15 protein-coding genes are annotated in these 21,241 nt (G+C 74.8%); 7 read left to right on the top strand and 8 right to left on the bottom strand.

The features are described from left to right. Both ACQRUO_RS18235 and ACQRUO_RS18230 read left to right on the top strand, forming a co-directional pair. Nucleotides 1-2,701, top strand: a 2,701-nt coding sequence (locus tag ACQRUO_RS18235; RefSeq protein ID WP_428317005.1) for a BTAD domain-containing putative transcriptional regulator, incomplete at its 5' end; no start/stop codon positions are given. Between the two features lie 149 nt (nt 2,702-2,850). Then, nucleotides 2,851-3,231 carry a hypothetical protein gene (locus tag ACQRUO_RS18230; protein ID WP_428317004.1) on the top strand — a complete coding sequence of 127 codons (381 nt, stop codon included), beginning with the start codon at nt 2,851-2,853 and terminating at the stop codon, nt 3,229-3,231. 136 nt (nt 3,232-3,367) lie between these two features. On the opposite strand, the gene ACQRUO_RS18225 is transcribed toward ACQRUO_RS18230, so the two are convergent. Further along, complete coding sequence (locus tag ACQRUO_RS18225) at nt 3,368-5,743, bottom strand: ATP-binding protein (protein WP_428317003.1); 2,376 nt, start codon at nt 5,741-5,743, stop codon at nt 3,368-3,370. A 385-nt stretch (nt 5,744-6,128) separates the two neighbouring features. Between ACQRUO_RS18225 and ACQRUO_RS18220 the strand changes: the two genes are divergently transcribed. Together ACQRUO_RS18220 and ACQRUO_RS18215 are read left to right on the top strand one after the other, a co-directional pair. Further along, complete coding sequence (locus tag ACQRUO_RS18220; RefSeq protein WP_428317002.1) at nt 6,129-6,584, top strand: hypothetical protein; 456 nt, start codon at nt 6,129-6,131, stop codon at nt 6,582-6,584. A gap of 148 nt (nt 6,585-6,732) precedes the next feature. Beyond that, a complete protein-coding gene (locus ACQRUO_RS18215) occupies nt 6,733-7,200 on the top strand; it encodes a nuclear transport factor 2 family protein (RefSeq protein WP_428317001.1) in 468 nt (155 codons plus the stop codon). A gap of 43 nt (nt 7,201-7,243) precedes the next feature. On the opposite strand, the gene ACQRUO_RS18210 is transcribed toward ACQRUO_RS18215, so the two are convergent. The 3 genes from ACQRUO_RS18210 to ACQRUO_RS18200 form a co-directional block, all read right to left on the bottom strand. Beyond that, nucleotides 7,244-8,044 (bottom strand): AfsR/SARP family transcriptional regulator, encoded by an 801-nt coding sequence (locus ACQRUO_RS18210; RefSeq protein WP_428317000.1) that lies wholly within the window; start codon nt 8,042-8,044, stop codon nt 7,244-7,246. A gap of 209 nt (nt 8,045-8,253) precedes the next feature. Then, a complete protein-coding gene (locus tag ACQRUO_RS18205) occupies nt 8,254-9,213 on the bottom strand; it encodes an AEC family transporter (RefSeq protein ID WP_428316999.1) in 960 nt (319 codons plus the stop codon). Between the two features lie 145 nt (nt 9,214-9,358). After that, nucleotides 9,359-10,150: a hypothetical protein gene (locus ACQRUO_RS18200; RefSeq protein ID WP_428316998.1), complete on the bottom strand. Its 792-nt coding sequence runs from the start codon at nt 10,148-10,150 to the stop codon at nt 9,359-9,361. A gap of 200 nt (nt 10,151-10,350) precedes the next feature. On the opposite strand from ACQRUO_RS18200, the gene ACQRUO_RS18195 reads away from it, so the two are divergent. Then, entirely contained in the window at nt 10,351-12,612 is a 2,262-nt protein-coding gene (locus ACQRUO_RS18195; RefSeq protein WP_428316997.1) for a hypothetical protein, read from the top strand. Nucleotides 12,613-12,748: 136 nt separating this feature from the next. On the opposite strand, the gene ACQRUO_RS18190 is transcribed toward ACQRUO_RS18195, so the two are convergent. Next, nucleotides 12,749-14,137, bottom strand: coding sequence for a S53 family peptidase (locus tag ACQRUO_RS18190; RefSeq protein ID WP_428316996.1), 1,389 nt, complete (start codon nt 14,135-14,137; stop codon nt 12,749-12,751). 500 nt (nt 14,138-14,637) lie between these two features. Here ACQRUO_RS18190 and ACQRUO_RS18185 point away from each other — a divergent pair, with 500 nt between their 5' ends. After that, nucleotides 14,638-16,722 (top strand): hypothetical protein, encoded by a 2,085-nt coding sequence (locus ACQRUO_RS18185; RefSeq protein ID WP_428316995.1) that lies wholly within the window; start codon nt 14,638-14,640, stop codon nt 16,720-16,722. Between the two features lie 379 nt (nt 16,723-17,101). Here the strand turns inward: ACQRUO_RS18185 and fabG are convergent, their stop codons facing one another. The 3 genes from fabG to ACQRUO_RS18170 all read right to left on the bottom strand — a co-directional run bounded on the left by fabG (nt 17,102) and on the right by ACQRUO_RS18170 (nt 20,397). Continuing rightward, nucleotides 17,102-17,860 carry a 3-oxoacyl-ACP reductase FabG gene (fabG, locus tag ACQRUO_RS18180; protein ID WP_428316994.1) on the bottom strand — a complete coding sequence of 253 codons (759 nt, stop codon included), beginning with the start codon at nt 17,858-17,860 and terminating at the stop codon, nt 17,102-17,104. Nucleotides 17,861-17,928: 68 nt separating this feature from the next. Continuing rightward, nucleotides 17,929-19,116, bottom strand: a complete 1,188-nt coding sequence (locus tag ACQRUO_RS18175) for a thiolase family protein (RefSeq protein WP_428316993.1) — start codon at nt 19,114-19,116, stop codon at nt 17,929-17,931. 84 nt (nt 19,117-19,200) lie between these two features. Next, the gene (locus ACQRUO_RS18170) at nt 19,201-20,397 is read right to left on the bottom strand and encodes an acyl-CoA dehydrogenase family protein (RefSeq protein WP_428316992.1); all 1,197 of its coding nucleotides are present in this window, start codon (nt 20,395-20,397) and stop codon (nt 19,201-19,203) included. 155 nt (nt 20,398-20,552) lie between these two features. On the opposite strand from ACQRUO_RS18170, the gene ACQRUO_RS18165 reads away from it, so the two are divergent. Further along, nucleotides 20,553-21,203, top strand: a complete 651-nt coding sequence (locus ACQRUO_RS18165) for a TetR/AcrR family transcriptional regulator (RefSeq protein ID WP_428316991.1) — start codon at nt 20,553-20,555, stop codon at nt 21,201-21,203. The last annotated feature ends 38 nt before the right edge of the window (nt 21,204-21,241 follow it).

Raw genomic sequence — 21,241 nt, 5'->3', positions numbered from 1 at the left:
CCCCTCCGCCAAGCCGTCCGCCGCCCCCGACCCGGCCCCCTCCGCCGACGCCGCGCCGCACCCGGGCGCCGCCGCCGGGGCCGGTCACCAGGACGGCGGCAGCACCGGCCAGGAGAGCGCGCACCAGGCCGACACCGCCGCCGAGGAGCCGGCCGGCGACTACACCGGCGCGCTCGCCGCCGCGGGCGCCGGGGTGCTGCTCGCCGCCGTGCTGATCGGCTCGGTCGCCCACCGGCGCGGCGCCCAGCAGCGGGCCCGCCGCCCCCGGCACCGGATCCCGCTGCCCACCCCGCCGGCCGCCGACTTCGAGGCCGAGCTGCGCACCCGGCAGGACACCTCCGGCCTGGACCTGCTGAACCGCTCGCTGCGCTCGATGGCCCGCAACGTCAGCCGGAGCGGCAAGCGCCTGCCGGCCCTGGCCGCCGTCCGGGTCACCCCGGGCGGCACCGTCGAGCTGCACCTGGCCGCCGCGGCGGTGCCGATCACGCCGTTCCGCGCCGCGCACGCGCCCAACGTCTGGTGGTGCTCGGCCGACTCGCCCGACCTGCTCTCCGCCCAGCAGGCCGCCAAGGTGCCCGCGCCCTACCCCGCACTGGTCACCCTGGGCAGCGCCGGCGACGGCGCCACGGTGCTGGCCGACCTGGAGACGGCCCGGCTGCTGCACCTGTCCGGCCACCCGGACGACGCGCGGGCGGTGCTGCGCACCATCGCCCTGGAGCTGGCGCACAGCCCGCTGGCCGACCGGCTCAGCCTGCACCTGGTCGGCTTCTCCGAGGACCTGCCGGTCTCCGCCACCGTCGCCGACCGGGTGCACCGCTACCCGTCGCTGGAGACCGCGCTGGCCGCCCTGGAACCCCGGCTCGCCAAGGCCCGCACCGCGCTGACCGCGGTCGGCGCGGCCCACCCGCGCGACGCCCGCAGCCGGGCCCACGCGGACGACGCGCTGATCCCGGAGATCGTGCTCTCCGCCCAGCCGCCGATCGGTGACGTGCCCTCGGAGCTCGGCCGGCTGCTGGACGGCCGCCCGCGCACCTGCCTGGCCGTGGTAGCCCGGGCGCCGGAGCGCGGCACCGGCCCGGTGGCCCGTTGGACGCTGCCGAGCACCGGTCAGGTGACCCTGCCCGGCCTGCACCTCTCCTTCGAGCTCCAGCGGCTGACCGACGAGCAGTTCGGCCACTGGAGCGAGCTGCTGACCACCGCCGCCTCCACCGAGCAGCGTCCCGCGCCGTCCTGGACCTTCGACGGCGAGGAGTTGGAACCCGCCGACCTGCCGAAGCCGGTGCCGGTGCTGGCGGGTGTGGCGAACGGCACCGCGCCGTTCGTCGGCGACTCGCTGCCCGAGGGCCCGCCGGAGAGCGGAACGCGGCTGATCGCGCGGGTGATCGGGACCGGCAACAGCCCGTTCGCCAGCGCGGACCCGGCGGGCGCACCGGCGGGCGCGTTGGGCGCGGTGAGTCCGGTCAGTCCCGTGAGCCCGGTGATTCCGGTCGGCCCGGTCAGCCAGGTCGGCCTGGTCAGTCCGGTGGGTCCGGCCATCCCGTCCGGCTCGCGGGTGCTGCCCCGGCACAGCAGCAACGGCCGCGGGCTGCGGGCGAGCAACGGACAGCCGGTCGCGGCGCTCACCCCGGCGGCTGTGCCGCCCCCGGCGATCGAGCCGCCCGCCGTCGAACCCCCGGCCGTCGAGCCCGTGTCCGTCGAGCCGGTCCCCGTCGAGCCCCCCGCGGTCGAGCCCCCCGTCGCCGAGACGCTGACGACCCAGAGCCCCACGACCCAGACCCCCGCCCCCGAACCCCTCCCCACCCACGACGTCGCCCCCGCGACCACCGCGCCCGACCCGCGCACCCCGCTGCGCCCCGACCCGGTGCCGGCCACCCCGCCGGGTGGCACCTCCACCACGTCCGTCAAGGCCCGGACCGACGCCGACGACCTGCTCGCCATCCTCCGCTCGCCCGAGGCGCACGCGATCCGCACCACTCCCCGGGTGCGCCTGCTCGGCCCGGTGGACCTGCTCGGCGCCTGCGGCGAGGCCGACCCCGCCCGGGTGCCCGCCCTCACCGAGCTGGCCGCCTACCTGGCGCTGCACCCGGGGACCGACCCCGAGGCCGCCGACCGGGCCCTGCACCCGGGTGACCACGCCCGCCCCGACCAGCTGCCGCCGGCCGGCTGCGCGGCGCTGGCGGCCTGGGTCGGCGGTGACGCCGACGGTCGCGCCTACCTGCGCCAGGACGCCGGCGCCCACTCCTTCGCCCCGACCGTGACCTGCGACTGGGACGAGTTCCGCAGCCTCTACCGCCGCGGCATGCGCAGCACCAGCACCACCGCCGACGCCGCACTCGCCCACGCGCTGGCCCTGGTCCGCGGCGCCCCGTTCGCGGAGACCCCGAACACCGCCTACGGCTGGGCGGAGGCGCCCCGGCAGGACATGCTGGCGGCGATCGTCGACACGGCCCACGAACTCGCCGCCCGCCGCCTCCAGTACGGCGACCACCGCAGCGCCGAGGCGGCGGTCTTCCGCGGCCTCGCGGTCGCCCCGGACGTGGAGCTGCTGCACCGCGACCTGTTCTACGCCTACGCCTCCGCCGGCGCCCGCGACCAGTTGCTCAAGGCCGTCAACCGCCTGGACGCCCTGAGTCGCCGCACCGGCCGCAGCCTGGACCCGGACACCGTCGCCCTGCTCCGCGACCTGCTCTCCAGCCCCTGACCGTCCAAGGGCGTCCGGAGGGTGTCCGGGAGCGTCCGGGACTGTCCGGGGTGGTGCTCGACCCGTTGTCTTCCGTTCCTCCGGTTGGTGAGCTTCGGGGTGTCCCCGGCGCCAACTCCGGGGCGGAGTCGACTCCTTGGAGGAGCACCATGCGATTCACCAGGACCAGGAAGCGCCTCGCCGCCGCCGCGATCGCCGCGGTGGCGATGGGCGGCATCGGGCTCGGGACCGCGTCCTCGGCCCAGGCCGCCAACGAGGGCGACCATCCGTTCGGCTACGGGCCCTGTGCGGCGATCGAGAAGATCCAGCTCGGGAGCGACGGCCACGACTACATGGCGATCGACCCGACCGCCACCGACGGCAACTGTCTGTTCGGCATCTTCAACCGCAACAGCTGGAGCTGGATCTACGGCGCGACCACCAGCGGGGCCGAGTCACCGTACTACTACGACGGCCCGGGCATGAGCCTGGAGGCGTGTCTGATCGACCAGACCGACAGCAACACCTGGGCGTGCGGCCCGATCAACTGAGCAAGTCGCGGTGCGTGAGGTGGGAGCGGGCCCGTGCGGGTCCGCTTCCACTTGTGGCCCCCGATCCTCCTGGGCCCGAACGTGAGGCTGATCGGCTGCGTCTGGGGCGCGACCTCCCCTCAGGTGTGCGACCCGCTCAACTGAGCGAGTCCAGCAGCGCCCGCGCCTCGGCCGCCTCGGGGATGCCCAGCGCGGTGTGGATCTCGAGGGCCTGTTCGGCGTGCTGCCGGGCGGCGTCGGGTTCGCCCAGGCGCTGGTGCGTGCGCGCCAGCCCGTGGTGGATGCGGCCGAGGTTGTACCGCTCGCCGGTGTGCGGCAGGTACTCGAGCGCGGCCCGGTAGTGCTCGAGGGCGCTCGCCGGCGCGTCCATGGCCAGCAGGGCGTCACCGAGCAGGGTGTGCGCCTCGGCCTGACCGAAGGTGTCGCGGAGGTCCCGGTGCAGGTCCAGCGCCTCCTGGTACAGGTCGAGGGCCTCCGGGTGGCGTTGCAGCTTCTGCTGGTGCTCGCCGAACTGTTGGAGCACGATGGCCTGGCCGAGGCGGTTGCCGCTGCGGCGGTGGAACTCCAGCGCCTCGCGGTGGTAGGCCAGGGCCTCTTCCAGTAGTCCGAGCCTGGTCAGCGTGGGTCCCAGATTGGTCAGGACGATCGCCTCGACCGCCGGCTCGGGGATGTCCCGGCTGAGCCGGAGCGCCCGCCGCTGGTGGGCCAGGGCCTCCGCCGGCCGGCCCATCCGGGTCAGGGTGAGGCCCAGGTTGGCCAGGACGTGGGCCTCACCGTTGCGGTTGCCGGTCCGCTGCTGGATCTCCAGGGACTGGTGGAGGAGGTCGAGCGCCTGCGGGAAGTCGCCGAGCTGGTACTGGACTCCGCCGAGGTGCCGCAGCGCGGCGGCCTCGCCGGCCGGATCGCCGAGCCGGCGGGTGGCCTGCAGGGCGCGGACCCCCAGCACGTGCGCCTCGTGGGCGGGCATGTGGCGCTTGAGGTGGCGCCAGAGGATCGCCGGCAGGTCCGCCGTGTACTGCGGGAGGTCGGCGTCGGCGGCGTGGCGGGTGAGGGCCAGCAGGTTGGCCTGCTCCCGGGTCAGCCAGTGCGTGGCGTCCGCCTGGTCGGCGAAGACCAGGGGGGTACCGCCGGGCGCCGGCGGCTGTGGTCGGTGTCGCCGTTCCAGGGGGAACAGGACGTTCATCGCCGCGGCGGCGGTGTGCCGGTAGTGGTCGAACAGCCGGATCAGCGCGGCTCGTTGGAGGGGCGCGGAGTCCTGCCGGGCGAGCAGTTCACCGGCGAAGGCGCGCAGCAGGTCGTGGAAGGTGTACCGGAAGGCCGTGTGTTCGATCAGCAGGTGGTGGTCGTGCAGCGACTCCAGCAGTTCCTCGGTCTCGTCCACCGGTGCGTCGACCAGGGCGGCGAGGGCGTGCGGCGTGACGTCCTGGCCGGGATGCAGCACGGCCAGCCGGAACGCGCGCTGCTGTGCCGGGGCGAGGGCGTGGTAGGAGTCCACGAAGGCCGCCGCGACGCTCTGGTCGTGGTCGGAGAGCTCGGTGAATAACTTCTGCGGACGCCGGATCCGTTGCAGCAACTCGACCGGCGTCCAGGCGGGATGATGGGCCAGCCGGGCCGCGGCGATCCGCAGCGCCAGCGGCAGCCTGCCGCACAGCGCGACGATCTCGTCCACGGTGCCGGCGTGGCCCGCGACCCGGTCGGGGCCGGCGATCCGGGTGAACAGCTCGACGGCCTCGTCATGGCTCAGCACGTCCAGGGGCACGCTGACCGCCCCCTCCAGCGCGGGCATCCGCTGCCGGGACGTCACCAGCACCAGGCAGCGCGGGCCGCCGGGGATCAACGGGCGGACCTGCTCGGCGTCGAGGGCGTTGTCCAGCACGACCAGGTAGCGACTGCCCGCCGCCCGGCTGCGCCACAACCGGGCGCGCTCCTCGGTGTGCAACGGCAGGGCGGCCTCGCTGACACCGACCGCCCGGAGCAGGCTCGCCAGCGCCGCGCCCGGGTCGAGCGGCTGCTGGCCCGGAGTGAAGCCGCGCAGGTCCACGAAGAGTTGCCCGTCGGGGAACCGGTCGGCGAGGGCGTGCCCGACGTGGACGGCCAACGCGGTCTTGCCGACCCCGGCCATGCCGTCGATGGCCGAGAGCACCAGCGGACGGGACTGGGCGCCGCCCGGTCCGCCGGCCAGGGCCAGCAACCGCTCCACCTCGGCATGCCGGCCGGTGAAGTCCGGGACGGCGTACGGCAGCAGCCGGGGCACCACGCGTTCGACCGGAGCCTCGTCGGGCGGCGGCTCCGAGGCCCCACGGGCCGCGGAGAGCAGCCGGTCGCGGTCGGCCGGGTCCAGCCCCAGGGCGGTGGCCAGCCGCGCCACCGACGACAGGCGAGGCCGCCGCCGCCCTGACTCCAGCACGCTGATCGCGTGCGTCGACATGCCCGACCGTTCCGCGAGCTCCTCCTGCGTCCAGCCGGTCGAGTACCGGTGCTGTCGCAGCAGCGTTCCGAAATCCCTCGGCATGCTCGCCTCCGATGGTGGTCATCCACGGGAACGACGACGGCAGGTATGACGACGGCAGGAACGACCCGGCGCCGGAATCGCGTCCCCCCGTCGGTGACTCCTGGCCTGCGCCCCTGAAGGGCTCCTGACAACAGATCAATCATAGAACGCCAAGCGAACGCCATGGAGTGGTCACCTGGTGTTGGCCAGGATGGTCCACGGCGCACGGCGCACCGTGCACGACGCACCGCGCACGACGCACGTGCTGCGATCGGCCGATCGAGCCGATCACTCGACGGGGGATCAGATGACCGAGCGAGACATGGGCAGGAATCCGGACCGGTTACCGGAGCAGACTCCGGCGACGAGGCCCGACCCGGGTGGAGCGACCACACCACAGGAGTTCGTGTGCCGGCTCCGGGCACTCAAGGCGTGGTCCGGCAACCCGTCGCTGCGCGAACTCGAGCGCCGCACCGGCCTGCCGCGCAGCACCCTCTCGGGGGACCTCAGCCCGCAGCGGAGCAGTCTCCCGCCGCTGGACCGGGTGCTGACGCTCGCCACCGCCTCCGGCGTCCCCGCCGGGGAGCTCGCGTGCTGGCAGTCCGCCTGGCAGCGCATCCAAGTGCGGCAGCAGTCGGCCGAGCCACCGGCTCCGGCACGGGTGCCGGTGCCGGCACCGCACGCCGCCGTCGGGCTTCCCGCGCCCGCGGTGGCACCGCCGGCGTTCCGCGGACCGGACCGGACGGGAGGCCACCGCTCCGCCCGGCGGCGCCTCGGCTGGCCCGTGCTGTCGGTCAGCGGTCTGCTCGCCGCCCTGCTGGCGCTGCGCCGGCAGGCCCATGCGCACGGCGGCCGCGAGTAGAGCCCAGGGGCCCTGACGGCGGGGGCAGCGATCACGATTGCTGATCGCCGCCCCCGCCGATTGCGTCTGGGTCGCCGTCCCGCCCTCCGGTTGACTGGAGCCACGGACGGACGGGCCGCCCGGAACACCGCAGCAGAGGGGACCTCCCATGACCACGGCCACCGCCATGACCGGCACCGGCACCGGCACCAAGACCGCCACCCACCCCAAGGCCGTGGTGCGCCGCTACTTCGCCGCCCTGGCCGCCGGCGACCAGCAGGTGATCCACGACTCCTGGGCCGAGGACGGCAGCTGCTGGTACGCCGGGCGGCTGCCGATCTCCGGCACCTGGCAGGGCCGGGACCAGGTGATCGACGGGTTCCTGGCCACCGCCTTCGCCCACCTCGACCCGGCGGCGGAGATCGGCCTGCGGGTCACCAACCTGTTCGGCGAGGGCGAGCAGGTCTTCGTCGAGTGGGACTCCTGGGCGACCGGCCGCACCGGCCGGGCCTACCGGCAGAAGAACAGCGGCGTCTTCACCGTCCGGGACGGCCGGATCGCCACCATGCGCGAGTACGCCGACACCCAGCACTGGCACGACGCGCTGGTGGCCGACGAGGCGGCTCCCGCCAAGTAGCGCCCTGCGCGGTGACCCCGCCGCCGGCCACCCACCGGGCGGCTCAGCGCCCTACGCGCTGGGCTGCGACCGGGCGGGCGCTGCGAGGGGCCGGGATGCGGGCGCTCAGCGGGCGCTCCGGGCAGAGCAGACGGTGGTGGAGGTCGAGGAGTTCCGGGCCGGGGCGGACGCCGAGTTCCTCGTTCAGCAGCTGCCGGACCCGGGTGTAGGCGTCGAGCGCCTCGGCGCGCCGGCCCTCGCGGGCGAGGGCGGTCATCAGCTGTACCCAGAACCGTTCGCGGCCCGGGTGCGCGGCGGTCAGGGCGCGCAGCTCGGGGACCACCGAGCGGCGGCCGAGCTGGAGCTCGCCGTCGAGCCGGGCCTCGACGGTGTAGAGGCGCTCGTCCGCGAGGCGGTCGGCCTCCTCGCGGTGCAGGGCGTCGGAGGGGACGTCCAGCAGGGCCTCGCCGCGCCAGACCTCGAGGGCCGCGTCGAGCAGCCCGACGGCCAGCTCGGACTCGCCGTCGCGCAGCGCCGCCGTGCCGCGGGAGCGCAGCGCGGCGAACCGGTCGACGTCGAACTCGCCCGGGTGCACGGTGAGCCGGTACCCGCCCGCGCAGGTCTCCAGCCGCTCGCCCGCCGCACCGAGGCAGCGCCGCAGCCGGAGCACCGCGTTCTGCAGGGCGGCCGTGGCGCTGCGGGGCGGGCAGCCGTCCCACAGGTGCTCGGCCAGCAGGCGCGGCGAGCAGACCTGCCCGCGGCGCAGCAGCAGGGTGGCCAGCAGCACCCGCTGCTTGGGTGCCGGCACCGCGTACTCCTGCCCCGCGTCCCGCACCAGCAGTGGCCCGAGGATCCCGAACTCCATCCGTACGCCCTTTCCCGACTTTCTTCGCCGGTTCCGCCGACCGGCTCCTCAGTTCTAGTCGGGCCCCCGGTTGTCCACGACCCGCGCGACCGCCGGTCAATCAACTTCGGACAATGTCCGCAGGCCAGTGGGGGTGCGGACGACCCGGGCGGGGGCCGGGCGGGGCCGTCGCGGAGCCGGCTGCGGGCGCATTCCCCGCCCTCGAGGGCTCAGTGCGGGGAGGGGGCTAGGGTCCAGTCGATCGCCGAGAGGGTGACCATGGACAGCAGCGTGGACCAGAGCACCGAGTCGCGCGGCAGCGCGGTGTTCAGTCCGTACTGGCGGGCGTAGATGAAGACGTTCTGCGCGGTCGGCAGGGCCGAGCAGAGCACCACCGCGAGCAGCTGGTGGGCGGTCAGGTGCAGCAGCAGGCTGCCGACGGCGAACGCGACCAGCGGCTGGACCAGGTTCTTGCTGACCACCGCCAGGCCGACCTCGGCGCGCAGTGCGCTGCCCGCCGCGGCGGGGCGGCCGTGCAGCGACATGCCCAGGGTGACCAGCGCGGTCGGCACCCCGGCGTTGCCGAGCAGCTGGCAGGACTGGCCGAGCGCGGCCGGCGGGTGCCAGCCGATCGCCGAGCAGCAGGCGCCGAGGGCCGAGGCCAGGATGATCGGGTTGCGCAGCGGCAGCCGCAGCAGCCGGCCGAGCCGCGCGGCGCGGGTGTCGTCCGCCCGCCCGCTGCTGCCGGCATCCAGCGCGCCGAGGATCACCGGTGTCACCAGCAGCACCTGGAAGAGCAGCACCGGCCCGACGAAGGAGGCGTCGCCCAGCACCTGCACCGCCACCGGGATGCCCAGGTTGGCCGAGTTCACGTAGCCCGCCGCCATGCCGCTGATCGCCCGGTCGGCCGGGCCGCGGCCGAAGAGCCAGCGGGCGCCGCCCCAGCCCAGCAGCGAGGCCACCAGGGTGCCGGCGGCGAAGGCGAGCATCGAGGGGTTGGCGAAACTGCCCAGGGGGGCCTTGGCCAGCATCATGAAGAGCGCGGCCGGCATCGCGACGTGGAAGACGAAGCGGCCGAGCACCAGCTCGGCCTGGTCGCCGAGCAGGCCGGTGCGGCTCACCAGGTAGCCGACGGCGGTCAGGGCCCAGATCGGTACGAAGCTGGCGAGCAGGGGTTGCAGCGCGTGCATGGTTCCTCGGAGGGTGCGTCAAGCCCCGGTTGCGCGGGGCCCGGAGGGTGTGGGGGACCGCACTCGGCCCGGCTGGTGGCCGGGCCGGGGACAGTCAACCAGCCCGGTGGAAGCGGCCGTTCCGCACCCCCGCCCGAGGGCCCGCTCAGCCGTCGCCGTGGCCCGGGGCGAGCAGCGGTGCCGGCCCCGCCGCGGCGGTCACCGGCAGGCGCAGCTCGGCCGTGCAGTCCGCTGCGCCGCACTCGCAGGCGAAGGCGGCCACGGCCTGCCGCAGTCCGTCCGGGGCCCAGGGGCGGGCGAAGTACCCCCGGTACTGGTCGAGCACGTCGCGGTTGCCCTCGCGCAGCAGCGCGCGCCGCTCCGCTCGGGTGCGGGCGGCGGGCGCGTCCCGCAGCGAGTCGGCGAACACCTCCTCGACCAGGGCCAGGGTGGCCGCCGGGTCCCGCTCGCCGTCCACCGGCAGGGTGCGGGCACCGGCCGCGGCCACCGCGGCGGCGATCTCCTCGGTCAGCGCGAGGTAGAGCCGGCGGGCTCCCTCGGACAGGCCGCGCTCGGCGAGCCGTGCCTGCTGCAGCCGGGCGGTGGGGAGCAGCCAGAGCGCGTGCCCGGCGGACGCGACGGCCGGGGTGATCGGGGTGCCCTCGGCGATGGTGGAGCAGCCGGCCGGCAGCGCCCGCACGTCCGCGGCCACCATCGCGCCGCGCTCGTGGTGCAGCGACATCGCGACCAGCTCGGCGGTCGGCGCGGCCCAGCGCTCGGCCACGGGGAGCGCCTCCCAGCGGATCGCCGCCGGGTGCCCGGCGGCGATCGCCCGGTCACGGTGCACCCAGGTGCGGGTGTCGGCGCCGTACCAGCGGAACCCGTGGCGGCGGGCGAGCAGCCGGGCCACCGTGGTCTTCCCGGCCCCGGGGGCACCGCCGATCCACCAGACCGTCATCCCGGCCGCCCTCCTGCCCTGTCGCACCCGTTCCGTCGGGCGCCCCGGTCTCGGCAACGGTACCGGCGCCGGGGCGGCGGCCCCGTCTGGATGGGTGGGGCGGACAACCCGTAAGGTGGCGCGGGAGGGGGAGTGGCCGAGCCTGCCGCGACCCGCGGACCGAGAACGCCCACGGTGGCGGGGCGGGGTGGTGACCGGCGTTGGCGGACAGTGCATCGATCTCCGGGGCTGCGGTGCCGCCCGGCCAGGGCCCGCACGACGGCGAACGGACCGCGCCGATGCCGCTGCCGGCGGACGCCGTCCCCGACGGGTACTGGCCGGTGCCGCCGCCGGTGGACGCCGTCCCCGACGGGTACTGGCAGGCGCCGGGTCAGCCCGGGATGCCGCCGGCCGGTCCGGGGCGCCCGCCCGGGCTGCCGGCCGAGCTGGTCGAGACCCGGGCGCTGCCGGTGATCGAGGACGGGATCCCCAGGAGCTTCCAGCGCGGTGGCGGTGAAGGCACGGCCGTGCTGCGGGCGGTGACGCCGAGTCCGGCAACCGCGGTGCTGCGCGCCGTGCCGCAACGGCAGGTCGCCGGTGCCGGGGCGGCGGCGGGTGCCGTCGAGCCGGAGCTGCCGCCGGGGCCGGCCGACCAGGGGGGCCAGGCCGTTCCGCCGCGGGTCTCCACCGGCTGGACCGCGACCATCCCGCTGCCCGACCCGCACGCCGGTGCCACGGACGGGGCCGGCCAGGCCCGGGTCTCCACCGGCTGGACCGGGACCGTGCCGCTGCCCGACCCGAACCAGCTCGCCGCGCCCGCCACCGGCGGGGTGTACGTCGGCAGCGGGTTGCGCGGGCGGATCCTGGCGATCGAGGGCGGTTACGGCGCTGCCGGGCGCCGCGGCTGGGGCCGGGGCGGCTCGGGCCAGCCGCAGGTGCTCTCGGCGATGCTCGCCGCGGTGGCGCCGCAGACCCTGCTGGCCGCCGAGTCGGTGGACGCGGTGCACCTGCCCGCGGCCGCCGACCCGCAGACCGTGCTGGCCCACCTGCGCGCGGCCGCCCGGCACCCCGGACCGCTGCTGGTCCACGTCGGCGGCCAGCTGGTCGCCGACAAGCGCGGCGGTGGGCTGCACCTGACGCTGCGTGACTCCAAGGCCGGCACCGTGCGCCAGGACGGGGTGGCCTGGTCGGCGATCGTCGGCGAGCTGCGGGCCCGGCCGGCCGACTGGGACACCCTGGTGATCGCCGACCTCAGCGCCGACCAGGGCGCCTGGCCGATGCTGCAGGGCGGCGGCGGTCCGGCGCTGCAGAGCGAGGAGATCCCGCTCTGGGCGGTGGTCGGGCCCGACGCCGAGCAGATCGGCATCTTCACCCGGGCGCTGATCGAGACGCTGCACCACGGCCGACCCGGCGCCGGGCCGCTGCTGACGCCGGAGGAGCTGCGCGGGCAGGTGCACTCGGTGCTCCGGCCGACCGCGCTGATCTTCAACTCGTACGGGCCGGACCGCGCGGTGTTCCGCAACAACGCGCGCCGGCAGGCCGCCGTGGTGCCGGAGACCCCGGCGGCGCCGCAGGTCGCGGCGGAGCCTGCCGTCGTGCCCGCCGCCGCCCCGGGCGCGGCGCCGGAGCCGGTGCCGGACGGGGCCACCGCGGCCACCGTCCCGCTGCCGCGCCCGCCGGCCGAGCGCGGTCCGGTGTCGCTGCTCAAGCCGGGCGTGCCGTTGACGGTGCGTCCGATCCACCCGGTCTCGCTGGCGAAGGCCGGGGTCGGTGCGGAGCAGGTGGTGGTGGAGCAGGTCGAGGCGGTGGCGGTGGAGCTCGCGGACGTGGTGCCGGCACCGGTGAGCGAGCCAGCTGTCGCAGCGCCCGTGGCTGCGCCGCCCGTCGACGCAGCACCTGTCGACATGTCGCCCGTCGACGCAGTACCCGTCGACACACCGCCCGCCGAGGCAGCACCCGTCGACGCAGTACCCGCCGACACACCACCCGCCCAGGCGGCCCCCGAGCCGGCCGCCCCGACCCCCGTCACCCCGCCCGAGGACTACCGCGAGGCGCTCGGCCTGATCGTCCGCACCGCCGACGCCGGCGAGCACGACGCGGCCGCCGAGCTCGCCCTCGCCCTGGAGGAGCAGGTGGTGGTGGCGCACGGCGCCATCGCCCCGCCGGTCCTGATGGTCCGCCAGGTCCGAGCCCACGTGGCCCGGCTGGCCGGCGACCCCGTCCTGGCCGCCGAGCTCTACCGGCAGGTGGCGCTGGTGCTGCTGGCGGTGGAGGGGCCGGAGGATCCGGAGGCGCAGCGCGTGGCGACCAACGCCGAGGCGTGCTGGCGGGCCATCCCGGATGCCCGCCGGGCCCGCCAGATCGGCCCGCTGATCCTGGAGCTGCGGGCCCAGCTGCCGGGCGAGGACGGCCGCAAGCTCCGCTCGGCCGAGCGCTACCTGGCCAAGCTCACGGCGGCCGTCGGGCAGCCGCCCACCGCCTGACCCGCGCACCGCTGCCCCGAACGCGAACGGGGCACCCGCCACCGGCGAGTGCCCCGTCCTGCGATCAGTCAGCCACGCTCAGCGCTTCGACACCTCAGCGCCTCAGCACCTCAGTACCTCAACGCCGAACCGCTGCTCAGCGACCGGCGAGCGCGTGCACGAAGGTGTAACCGTCGATCGTGCCCAGGCCCGAGGCGAGGTCGTAGCCCTCGGCGGCCTGGTAGCCCGTCACGTTGTTCCAGCTGTTGTTGCCGGTGGTGACATCGGTGATGCCGCTCCACTCGGCGGGCAGCATCGACAGGCCGTACAGGCGCCAGTTGAGCTGGCCGAGGCGGTGGCCCGCAGCCTGGTCGGCGAGCGCGACGACGCCGGAGAAGAGCGGCGACGCCTCGCTGGTGCCACCGGTCAGGTGCCAGCCGACCGCGGTCGGGTCGTAGGAGTCGTAGGTCCAGGCCGCGCCGTCGACCGCCGCGCTCATGCTGATGTCCGGGGTGCCGCGGTGGTCGCCCACCACGTTCGCCACGCCGGTCTGGTACCACGGGCGGTCGAAGATGGCGGACGTGCCACCGCCGCCGGCGCCGTACGCGTCGTTCCAGACCTTGTCGGCCGCGGTGCGGTTGCCGTTGTTGTCCAGGGTCAGCTCGGTGCCGCCGACGCTGGTGACCAGCGGGTCGGAGGACGGCCAGGAGTTGACCTTGTACGGGTACAGGTTGTTGTTCAGGTCCGAGTCGGTCACGCCGTTGTCGCCGGAGGAGGCGAGCACGGTGACGTTGTGCTCGGCCGCCGTCTTGAAGGCGAAGCGCAGGTCGGTGAGCGACTTGTAGTCGCCCTTGTCGAAGCCCGGGAAGGTGTTCTCGGTGGCGCCGAAGCTCTGCGTGATGACGTCGCCCTTGCCCTGCTTGATCAGGGACTGCTCGGCGGCCATCATCTCCGGCAGGCCGGTGACGCCCTCGGTCTCCGAGACGGCGGTCTCGACCAGCACGATGTGGGCGTCGGGCGCGATCGAGTGCGCGTACTCGACGTCCAGCGTGGTCTCACCGGCCCAGCTGACCTGGTCGGCGTTCTTGGGGTCGAAGGCGGGGACGTTGCCCCACTTGACCACCTCGACGTTGGTGTCCTGGATGCCCCACTGCTTGTCGAAGGTCTCCAGGTCGTGCTGGATGGTCGGCGAGCCGTAGGAGTCGACGATGACGATCGTCCGGCCCTTGCCGGTGATGCCCTCCTGGTACAGGGGGTTCAGGTCGTACGCGGCGCGGTACTGGAGCGGCGAGTAGCAGTGGATGCCGATCTGGCTCACGCAGTCGCTGGTGCTCAGCGGCGCGGTGCGGCCGACCGCGTCGATGTGCCCCTGGGAGGCCGGGTGCAGCTTGAACGCGGCCTGGGCGGGAGCGCCGGCGGCGAAGGCCACGGTGCTCTGCGCGGTGACCGTGCCGGCGGTCAGGGCGGTGGCCCCGACGGCGAGGAAGGCCAACGCCCGAGCGGTCGCGGAGCGGCGGGGACCCGCGGTGGCGGGGGAGGTTCCCATGGGACTCCTTGTGAATGGGAGATGGGTCGTGCCGAAAGGGGGGTCGGCCCGGACATCCCATCGTGTGGAGAGCCGATGGATCTATAGTCATTTCGGACCCTTGACATGGCCGGTGAACATGCCGAGAAAATCCGCGCAGGCGTTCGGCTGAACCCGAATGGCGCAGGTCAGCAGGGTAGCCGTGGCAGGCCCTCGGCGGCCGGTGGATGCGACGGACCGTCAAGTACCGGTCAAGAACAGCCGACTTGAGCCAGCACCCGATCGGTACCGGCCGGATCGTGCCCCGCGGAGCGGACGCGGGCGTCTCCTCCGCGGTACACCGGGACCACGGCGGGGCCGGGCGGCGGCCCGGCGGGGAACGCCCGGTGAACTCTCCTTCGATGCCCTCCCGCCCCGGCCGGGCCGCCCGGCAGGATCTCGGCTGACCCGTGCAGCTCCCGCACGGCCGCCTCGCCCAGGGCCGACTTCCCAGGCTCGGGCGCTATCGGGAGGAAGACTTGATGCCACGTCGCCGCCTCGCGACCACCGCCGCCATTGCGGTCACCACGGTCGCCGCGCTCACCGCCACCGCCGCCCCCGCGCTGGCCGACGCCGACGGCTCCGCCGGTCTCGGCCCCTGGGGCTGGGGGCACCACCACCGCGGCACCCTGTCCTACAGCGTCGGCTCGCCGGTGGTCGACAAGGTCAAGGGCGGTCCGTGGACCCTCGGCCAGGGCGACCTGACCGCCGGTCCGTCCTACGGCAGCAGCCTGCCGGTCTTCGCGGGCGGCGGCAGCGGCACCGTCACGGTCGGCGGGGTGAGCTACCCGAACCTGGCCGTCGACCCGGCGGGGTCCGGCAGCGTCCCGGCGGCCAGCGGGGTCACCGGCACGCCCGGCCCGCTGGACGGCTACTGCGCGAGCGGCGGCGCCACCCCGGAGACCGGCGCCGTGGTGCGCCAGCCGGCGGGCAGCGTGCTGCCGATGCAGCCCTACTACTTCCCCTTCGTCACCAGCCAGGACGGCGGCGACACGCTGACCGGGCTGTTCGACTACCGGCCCAAGGACGGTGACGAGGCGGTGGTCGCGGCCACCTCCACCGACCACGGCAGGACCTGGAAGTACAAGGGCGAGGCGCTGGAGCAGAACCAGGGCCTGTGCCCGGACGGCAACACCAACGACGACGGCCAGGGCCACGCCTTCGTGCTGACCGTGCCCGACTACGCCGGCACCGGCCACCGCGGCCAGGTCCTCTACACCCTCTCCCGGCCGTCCGGCGACACCCTCGGCACCAACCTGATCGTGCACCACCTCACCCCCGAGGGCGGCAACCCGCTGGCCGGCCTGCCCGCCGCGGAGCCGGTCGGCATGGGCGGCGGCACCAGCGCGACCGCCGCGGTGGCCGTCCCGGCCGGGCCGGGCGGCGCGGGCGTCACCATCAACGTCGGCAGCACCGCGAAGTTCGAGCAGCCGGGCCACTTCACGGTCGACGGCGTCACCGTGGACTGCAACGACAACGACGCCACCGCCACCGCCTTCACCGGCTGCACCACCCGCACCCCGGGCGGCGTGAGCGTCAAGGCCGGCGACGCGGTCACCGCCGACGCCGTGATCCCGGCCACCGCGCAGCAGACCAGCGGCCTGATCGCCCCCGACGGCATCATCAGCACCCTGCCGCACTACCCGGGTGCGCCCAAGGGCAGCGTCGCGGTGCTCTACACCGAGAAGATCGTCGACTACTTCACCCCGACCACCACCACGGCCGCGGTCACCCTGCCCGCCGCCACCATCCCGGTGGCCGACAGCAGCGCGCTGAAGCCGGCCGCCGGCGGCAGCGTCACGGTGAGCCTGGGCACGGCCGCCGGCATCGTCCAGGTCAGCTGCACCGGTGCCGACGCCACCCACCTGACCGGCTGCACCGGCGGTACCGGCGCGGTGGCCAAGGGCAGCGACGTGGGTGCGCCGGGTGCGGCGGTGGCGCCGTACGCGCAGCTCAAGCAGATCGGCGAGGGCAAGAACAAGCCCAAGTCGCTGTTCGGCAACAACGAGGACTACACCGTGGTCCGCGCCGCCTACACCACCGACGGGCTGCACTTCACCGACCTCGGCCAGGTCTCCGGGCTGGGCGACCCGACCGCCAACAGCGACTCGGTGCTGCGCTGGATCGGCTCGCGCGGCACGGTGATCACCAACCCGGACGGCACCCTGGGCCTCTTCCTGTCCGGCGCCTACGCCTCGGACGGCGACAGCGACGCCTTCAACCAGATCTTCTACTCCTCCTCCAAGGACGGGAAGAGCTGGTCGGCTCCGCAGAAGCTGCTCTCCACCGACTACGGCTTCTCGGCGCTGGCGAAGCAGGCGGCCACCGGCGGCGCGCTCGGCGTCTCCGGCTACTACAGCGGCCGGGTCTACGACCCGACCGTGGTGCAGAACGACAACGGCAGCCTGACCATGGTGTTCGCCGGCTACTCGACGCCCAAGCCGCTGCCCGGCACCGGCAGCACCTACGGCACCGACCCGACCGCGCCGTTCACCGTCCCGGCGGTCGAGCCGGCCGAGTACCGCACCATCCTGAGCGTCACCCTGAAGCCGCGCTGGACCAAGTGATCGACCGGTGCGCCGAACTGACGCCCGATCGGGTCGGTCCGGCGCACTGGACCAATGGGCTGCTGTAAGCCAGAATGAATGTATCGAGCGCGAGTTCAACGGGTGTGAATCCCGGGGGTCCGTACGACCGGTTCCCGGTGCGTGCGGCGGCTGCCGTGCTGCTGGGCGCGGCCGTGTCCGCCGCCCCGGGATCTGTGGCGCACCCGGCGGACGCCGCGCCCGAGCGGAAGGCGCGCGGCGGCGCGATGACAGCTCACGCCGCCGGCGCGCCGGCCCGCCCGAGGACCGATCCGCCCTGTCCGCGGCCCTGACCCGGACAGGGCGGATCTCACCGGGCGGAGGTCACCGAGTGGCTGTCACCGGGCGGATCTCACCGGCCTCAGCGCGCCCCGCCGTTGACGTACAGCGTCTGGCCGCTGACGTACGACGCCGCGTCACTGGCCAGGAACGCCACCACCGAGGCGATCTCCTCCGGCCGGCCGGCACGCCGCAGCGGGGTGCGGGCGGCCACCTCGGCCTGGTGCTCCGCGGGGGTCGAGCCGACCCGCTCGGCGGTCGCCTCGGTCATCGCGGTCACGACGTAGCCGGGGGCCACCGCGTTGACGTTGATGTTGAACGGGCCCAGCTCGATCGCCAGGGTGGCGGTCAGGCCCTGGATGCCGGCCTTGGCGGCGGCGTAGTTGGCCTGGCCCCGGTTGCCCAGCGCGGAGCGCGAGCTGAGCGAGACGATCTTGCCGTACTTCTGTGCCACCAGGTACTTCTGTGCCACGTGGCTGCAGTTGTAGGCGCTGGTCAGGTTGACCGTCAGGACGGCGTCCCAGTCGGCCTTGGGCATCTTGAAGAAGAGGTTGTCGCGGGTGATCCCGGCGTTGTTGACCAGGATGTGCAGGCCGCCCAGCTCCTCGACCAGCCAGCCGAAGACCCGCTCCACCTCGTCGTAGTCGCTGACGTCGCAGGCGTAGGCGTGCGCGATGCCGCCCTTGGCGGTGATCTCGTCCACCGTCTGCTGGGCGCGCTCGGCGGAGAGGTCGAGCACGGCGACGGTGGCGCCCTCCTCGGCCAGCAGGCGGGCGGTGGCCGCGCCGATGCCCTGGGCGGCCCCGGTGACCACCGCGACCTTGCCGTTGAAACGTGACATCGTGTCGATGCTCCTCTGGTGCTCGTGCTTCGGTGTGTCCGCGTACGTCTCAGGCTCGCCGGTCCGGCTCAGGCCCGCTCGACCAGCACCGCGGTGCCCTGGCCGACCCCCACGCACATGGTGGCCAGCCCGCGCCGCGCCCCGGTGCGGCGCATCCGGTGCAGCAGGGTGGTCAGGATCCGGGCGCCGGATCCGCCCAGCGGGTGGCCCAGCGCGATCGCGCCGCCGCTCGGGTTGACCAGCTCCGGGTCGAGGCCGAGCAGGTCGGTGCTGGCCAGCGCCTGGGCGGCGAAGGCCTCGTTCAGCTCGGCCGTGTCCAGGTCGGCGAGCTGCCAGCCGGCCCGGCCCAGCGCCTTCCGGGTGGCCGGCACCGGGCCGATGCCCATCACGTCCGGGTGCACCCCGGCCGAGGCGCCCGCGACGTAGCGGCCCAGCGGCTCCAGGCCCAGCTCGCCCAGCGCCTGCTCGCTGACCAGCAGCAGGCCGGCCGCGCCGTCGTTCATCGGGGAGGCGTTGCCCGCGGTGACCGTGCCGCCGGCGCGGAAGGCGGGCTTCAGCTTGGCCAGCCGCTCCAGGCTGGTGTCCTCGCGGATGCCCTCGTCCTGGCCGACCGTCACCCCGTCGGGGCGGGTGACCGGCAGCAGCTCCGCGTCGAAGTGGCCGTCCTTGCGGGCGGCGGCGGCCCGCTGGTGGCTGCGCAGCGCGAAGGCGTCCTGCCGCTCCCGGGTGATCCCGTGCCGGGCGGCCACCTCCTCGGCGGTCTCGCCCATGCTGAGCACGCCGTGCAGCTCGGGCATCCGCGGGTTGGTCAGCCGCCAGCCGAGCCGGGTGTCGTAGGTCTGCATGGTGTGCGGCAGCGCCTCGTCGGGGCGGGGCAGCACGAAGGGGGCCCGGCTCATCGACTCGCAGCCGCCGGCCACCACCACGTCGGCCTCGCCGGCGGCGATGGTGCGGGCGGCCATGGCGACCGCCTCCAGGCCGGAGGCGCAGAGCCGGTTCACGGTCGCGCCGGGGACGCTGTCCGGCAGACCGGCGAGCAGGACCGCCATCCGGGCGGCGTTGCGGTTGTCCTCGCCGGCCTGGTTGGCGGCGCCCCAGTAGACGTCGTCGATCCGGGCCGGGTCGAGCGCGGGGACCTCGGCGAGCAGGCCGCGCAGCACGTCGGCGGACAGGTCGTCGGGGCGGACGGTGGACAGTGCGCCGCGCAGCCGCCCGATCGGGGTGCGGCGAGCGGCGGCGAAGTAGACGGGACGCACGTCGTCGGGCTCCTCAGTCTCTCTTGTGGTCGGTGGTCGGTGGTGGTCGTCGGTTGCTGGTGGTCGTCGGTGGGTCGATGCTCGTCAGAACGCGTTGACGCCGGTGAGTGCCCGGCCGATGAGCAGCTTGTGGATCTGGCTGGTGCCCTCGTACAGGGTCATCACCCGCGCGTCGCGCAGCAGCTTGCCGACCGGGTACTCGTCGATGAACCCGTACCCGCCGAAGACCTGCAGCGCGTTGTTGGCGGCCCGCACCGCTGCCTCGCTCGCGAACAGCTTGGCGGTCGAGGACTCGGTGGCGAACGGCAGGCCGCGCTCGATCAGGTCGGCCACCCGCCAGGTGAGCAGCCGGGCGGCGTCCAGGTCCACCGAGATGTCGGCGATCAGTTCCTGCACCAGCTGGTGGGCCGCGATCGGCTTGCCGAACTGCTCGCGCTCGCCGGCGTAGCGGACGGCGGCGTCCAGCGCGGCCTGGATGATCCCCACGCAGCCGGCTGCCACCGACATCCGGCCCTTGGCCAGCGCGGCCATCGCCACTGAGAAGCCCTTGCCCTCGGCGCCGAGCCGGGCGCTGTCCGGCACCCGGACCCGGTCCAGGACGAGTTCGGCGGTGGCCTGGCCGCGCAGGCCGAGCTTGCCGTGGATCTCGCGGCGGGTCAGTCCGGGCGTGTCGGTGGGCACCAGGAAGGCGGTCACCCCGCGGTGGCCGGGCTCGCCGGTGCGGGCGAAGACCAGCGCCAGGTCGGCCCAGGTGCCGTTGGTGATGAACATCTTGGCGCCGGAGATCAGCCAGTCGGTCGGGTCCCCGCCGGTGTCCGCGTCCGCGTCACCGCCCGTGTCCCCGTCGCCGGCCCGCACGGCCCGGGTGGTCAGGTTGGCCGCGTCCGAGCCGGTGCCGGGTTCGGTGAGGGCGAAACAGGCCAGCGCCTCGCCGGCGCAGAGCCGGGGCAGCCAGCTGCGCTTCTGCTCCTCGGTGCCGTAGCCGTTGATCGACTTGGCGACCAGGCCGAGCGAGACCGAGACGATCCCGCGCACCGCCGAGTCGCCGCGGCCCAGCTCCTCCAGCACCAGGCAGTACGCCAGGTGGTCGCCGCCGCTGCCGCCGTACTCCTCGGGGATGGTCAGGCCGAGGAAGCCGAGCTTGCCGAGCCGGCCGATGACCGCGCGGTCCACCGACTCGGCGCGGTCCCAGGCGGCCGCGTGCGGGGCGATCTCCCGGTTGGTGAACTCGGCGGCGAGCGCGCGGACCGCGGCCTGTTCCTCGGAGAGCTGCAAGTCCATGCGCCAGGTCCCTTCGTCGGGTCGCTGCGGCCGAGGCCCGTGGCCTTAAACTAGCGGTGCAAGTTTTTTCGGACTCTAGCCCGCCCGCACCCCCGCTGGGAAGGGGGCCCTGCGAGAATGGGCGCCCCCACCACCCGACCGGAGGAGCCCACCCCATGGCCCGGCCCCGCACCCCGCTGCTCAGCCGCGAGCGGATCGTCGGGGCAGCCCTGCACCTGGTCGACACCGAGGGGCTGGAGGCGCTCTCCACCCGGCGGCTGGCCACCGAACTCTCGGTCAGCGGTCCTTCGCTCTACAACCACTTCGCCACCAAGGACGACCTGCTCGACGCGGTGGTGGACAGCGTGATGGGCGAGGTCGACCTGGGGATGTTCGAACCCGGCGCGCGGGCCGACTGGTGCACCGCGCTGCGCGACTGGGCCCGCTCCTACCGCGCCGCGCTCGCCGCCCACCCGCACGTCGTGCCGGTGCTGGCCCAGGGCCCCGGGCGGCGGCCGAACGCGCTGCGGCTCGCCGACGCGGTCTACGGCTGCCTGGTGGCGGCCGGCTGGCCGCGCGGCCAGGCGACCCGGATCGGTGCGCTGATGCGCTACTTCATCACCGGCTCGGCACTCGGCTCGTTCGCCGCCGGGTTCCCCGAGGACGCCCAGCTGTACGCCGCCGACTACCCGCACCTGGGGGAGGCGCACCGGCTGGCCGAGCACCGCGACGCGGTGGACGAGGGCGCGTTCGAGACCGGGCTGCAGGCGCTGCTGGACGGGCTGGAACTGCGCTTCGCCCGGCTCCAGCGCCCGGCCCAGGGCTGACTCGCCTACCGGGTGCGGGAGTTCGCCACGGCACACCG

The sequence above is a fragment of the Kitasatospora sp. LaBMicrA B282 genome (assembly GCF_050325825.1).
In the GTDB taxonomy this organism is placed as follows: domain Bacteria; phylum Actinomycetota; class Actinomycetes; order Streptomycetales; family Streptomycetaceae; genus Kitasatospora.
This window is presented reverse-complemented; position numbering and strand designations above follow the sequence as displayed.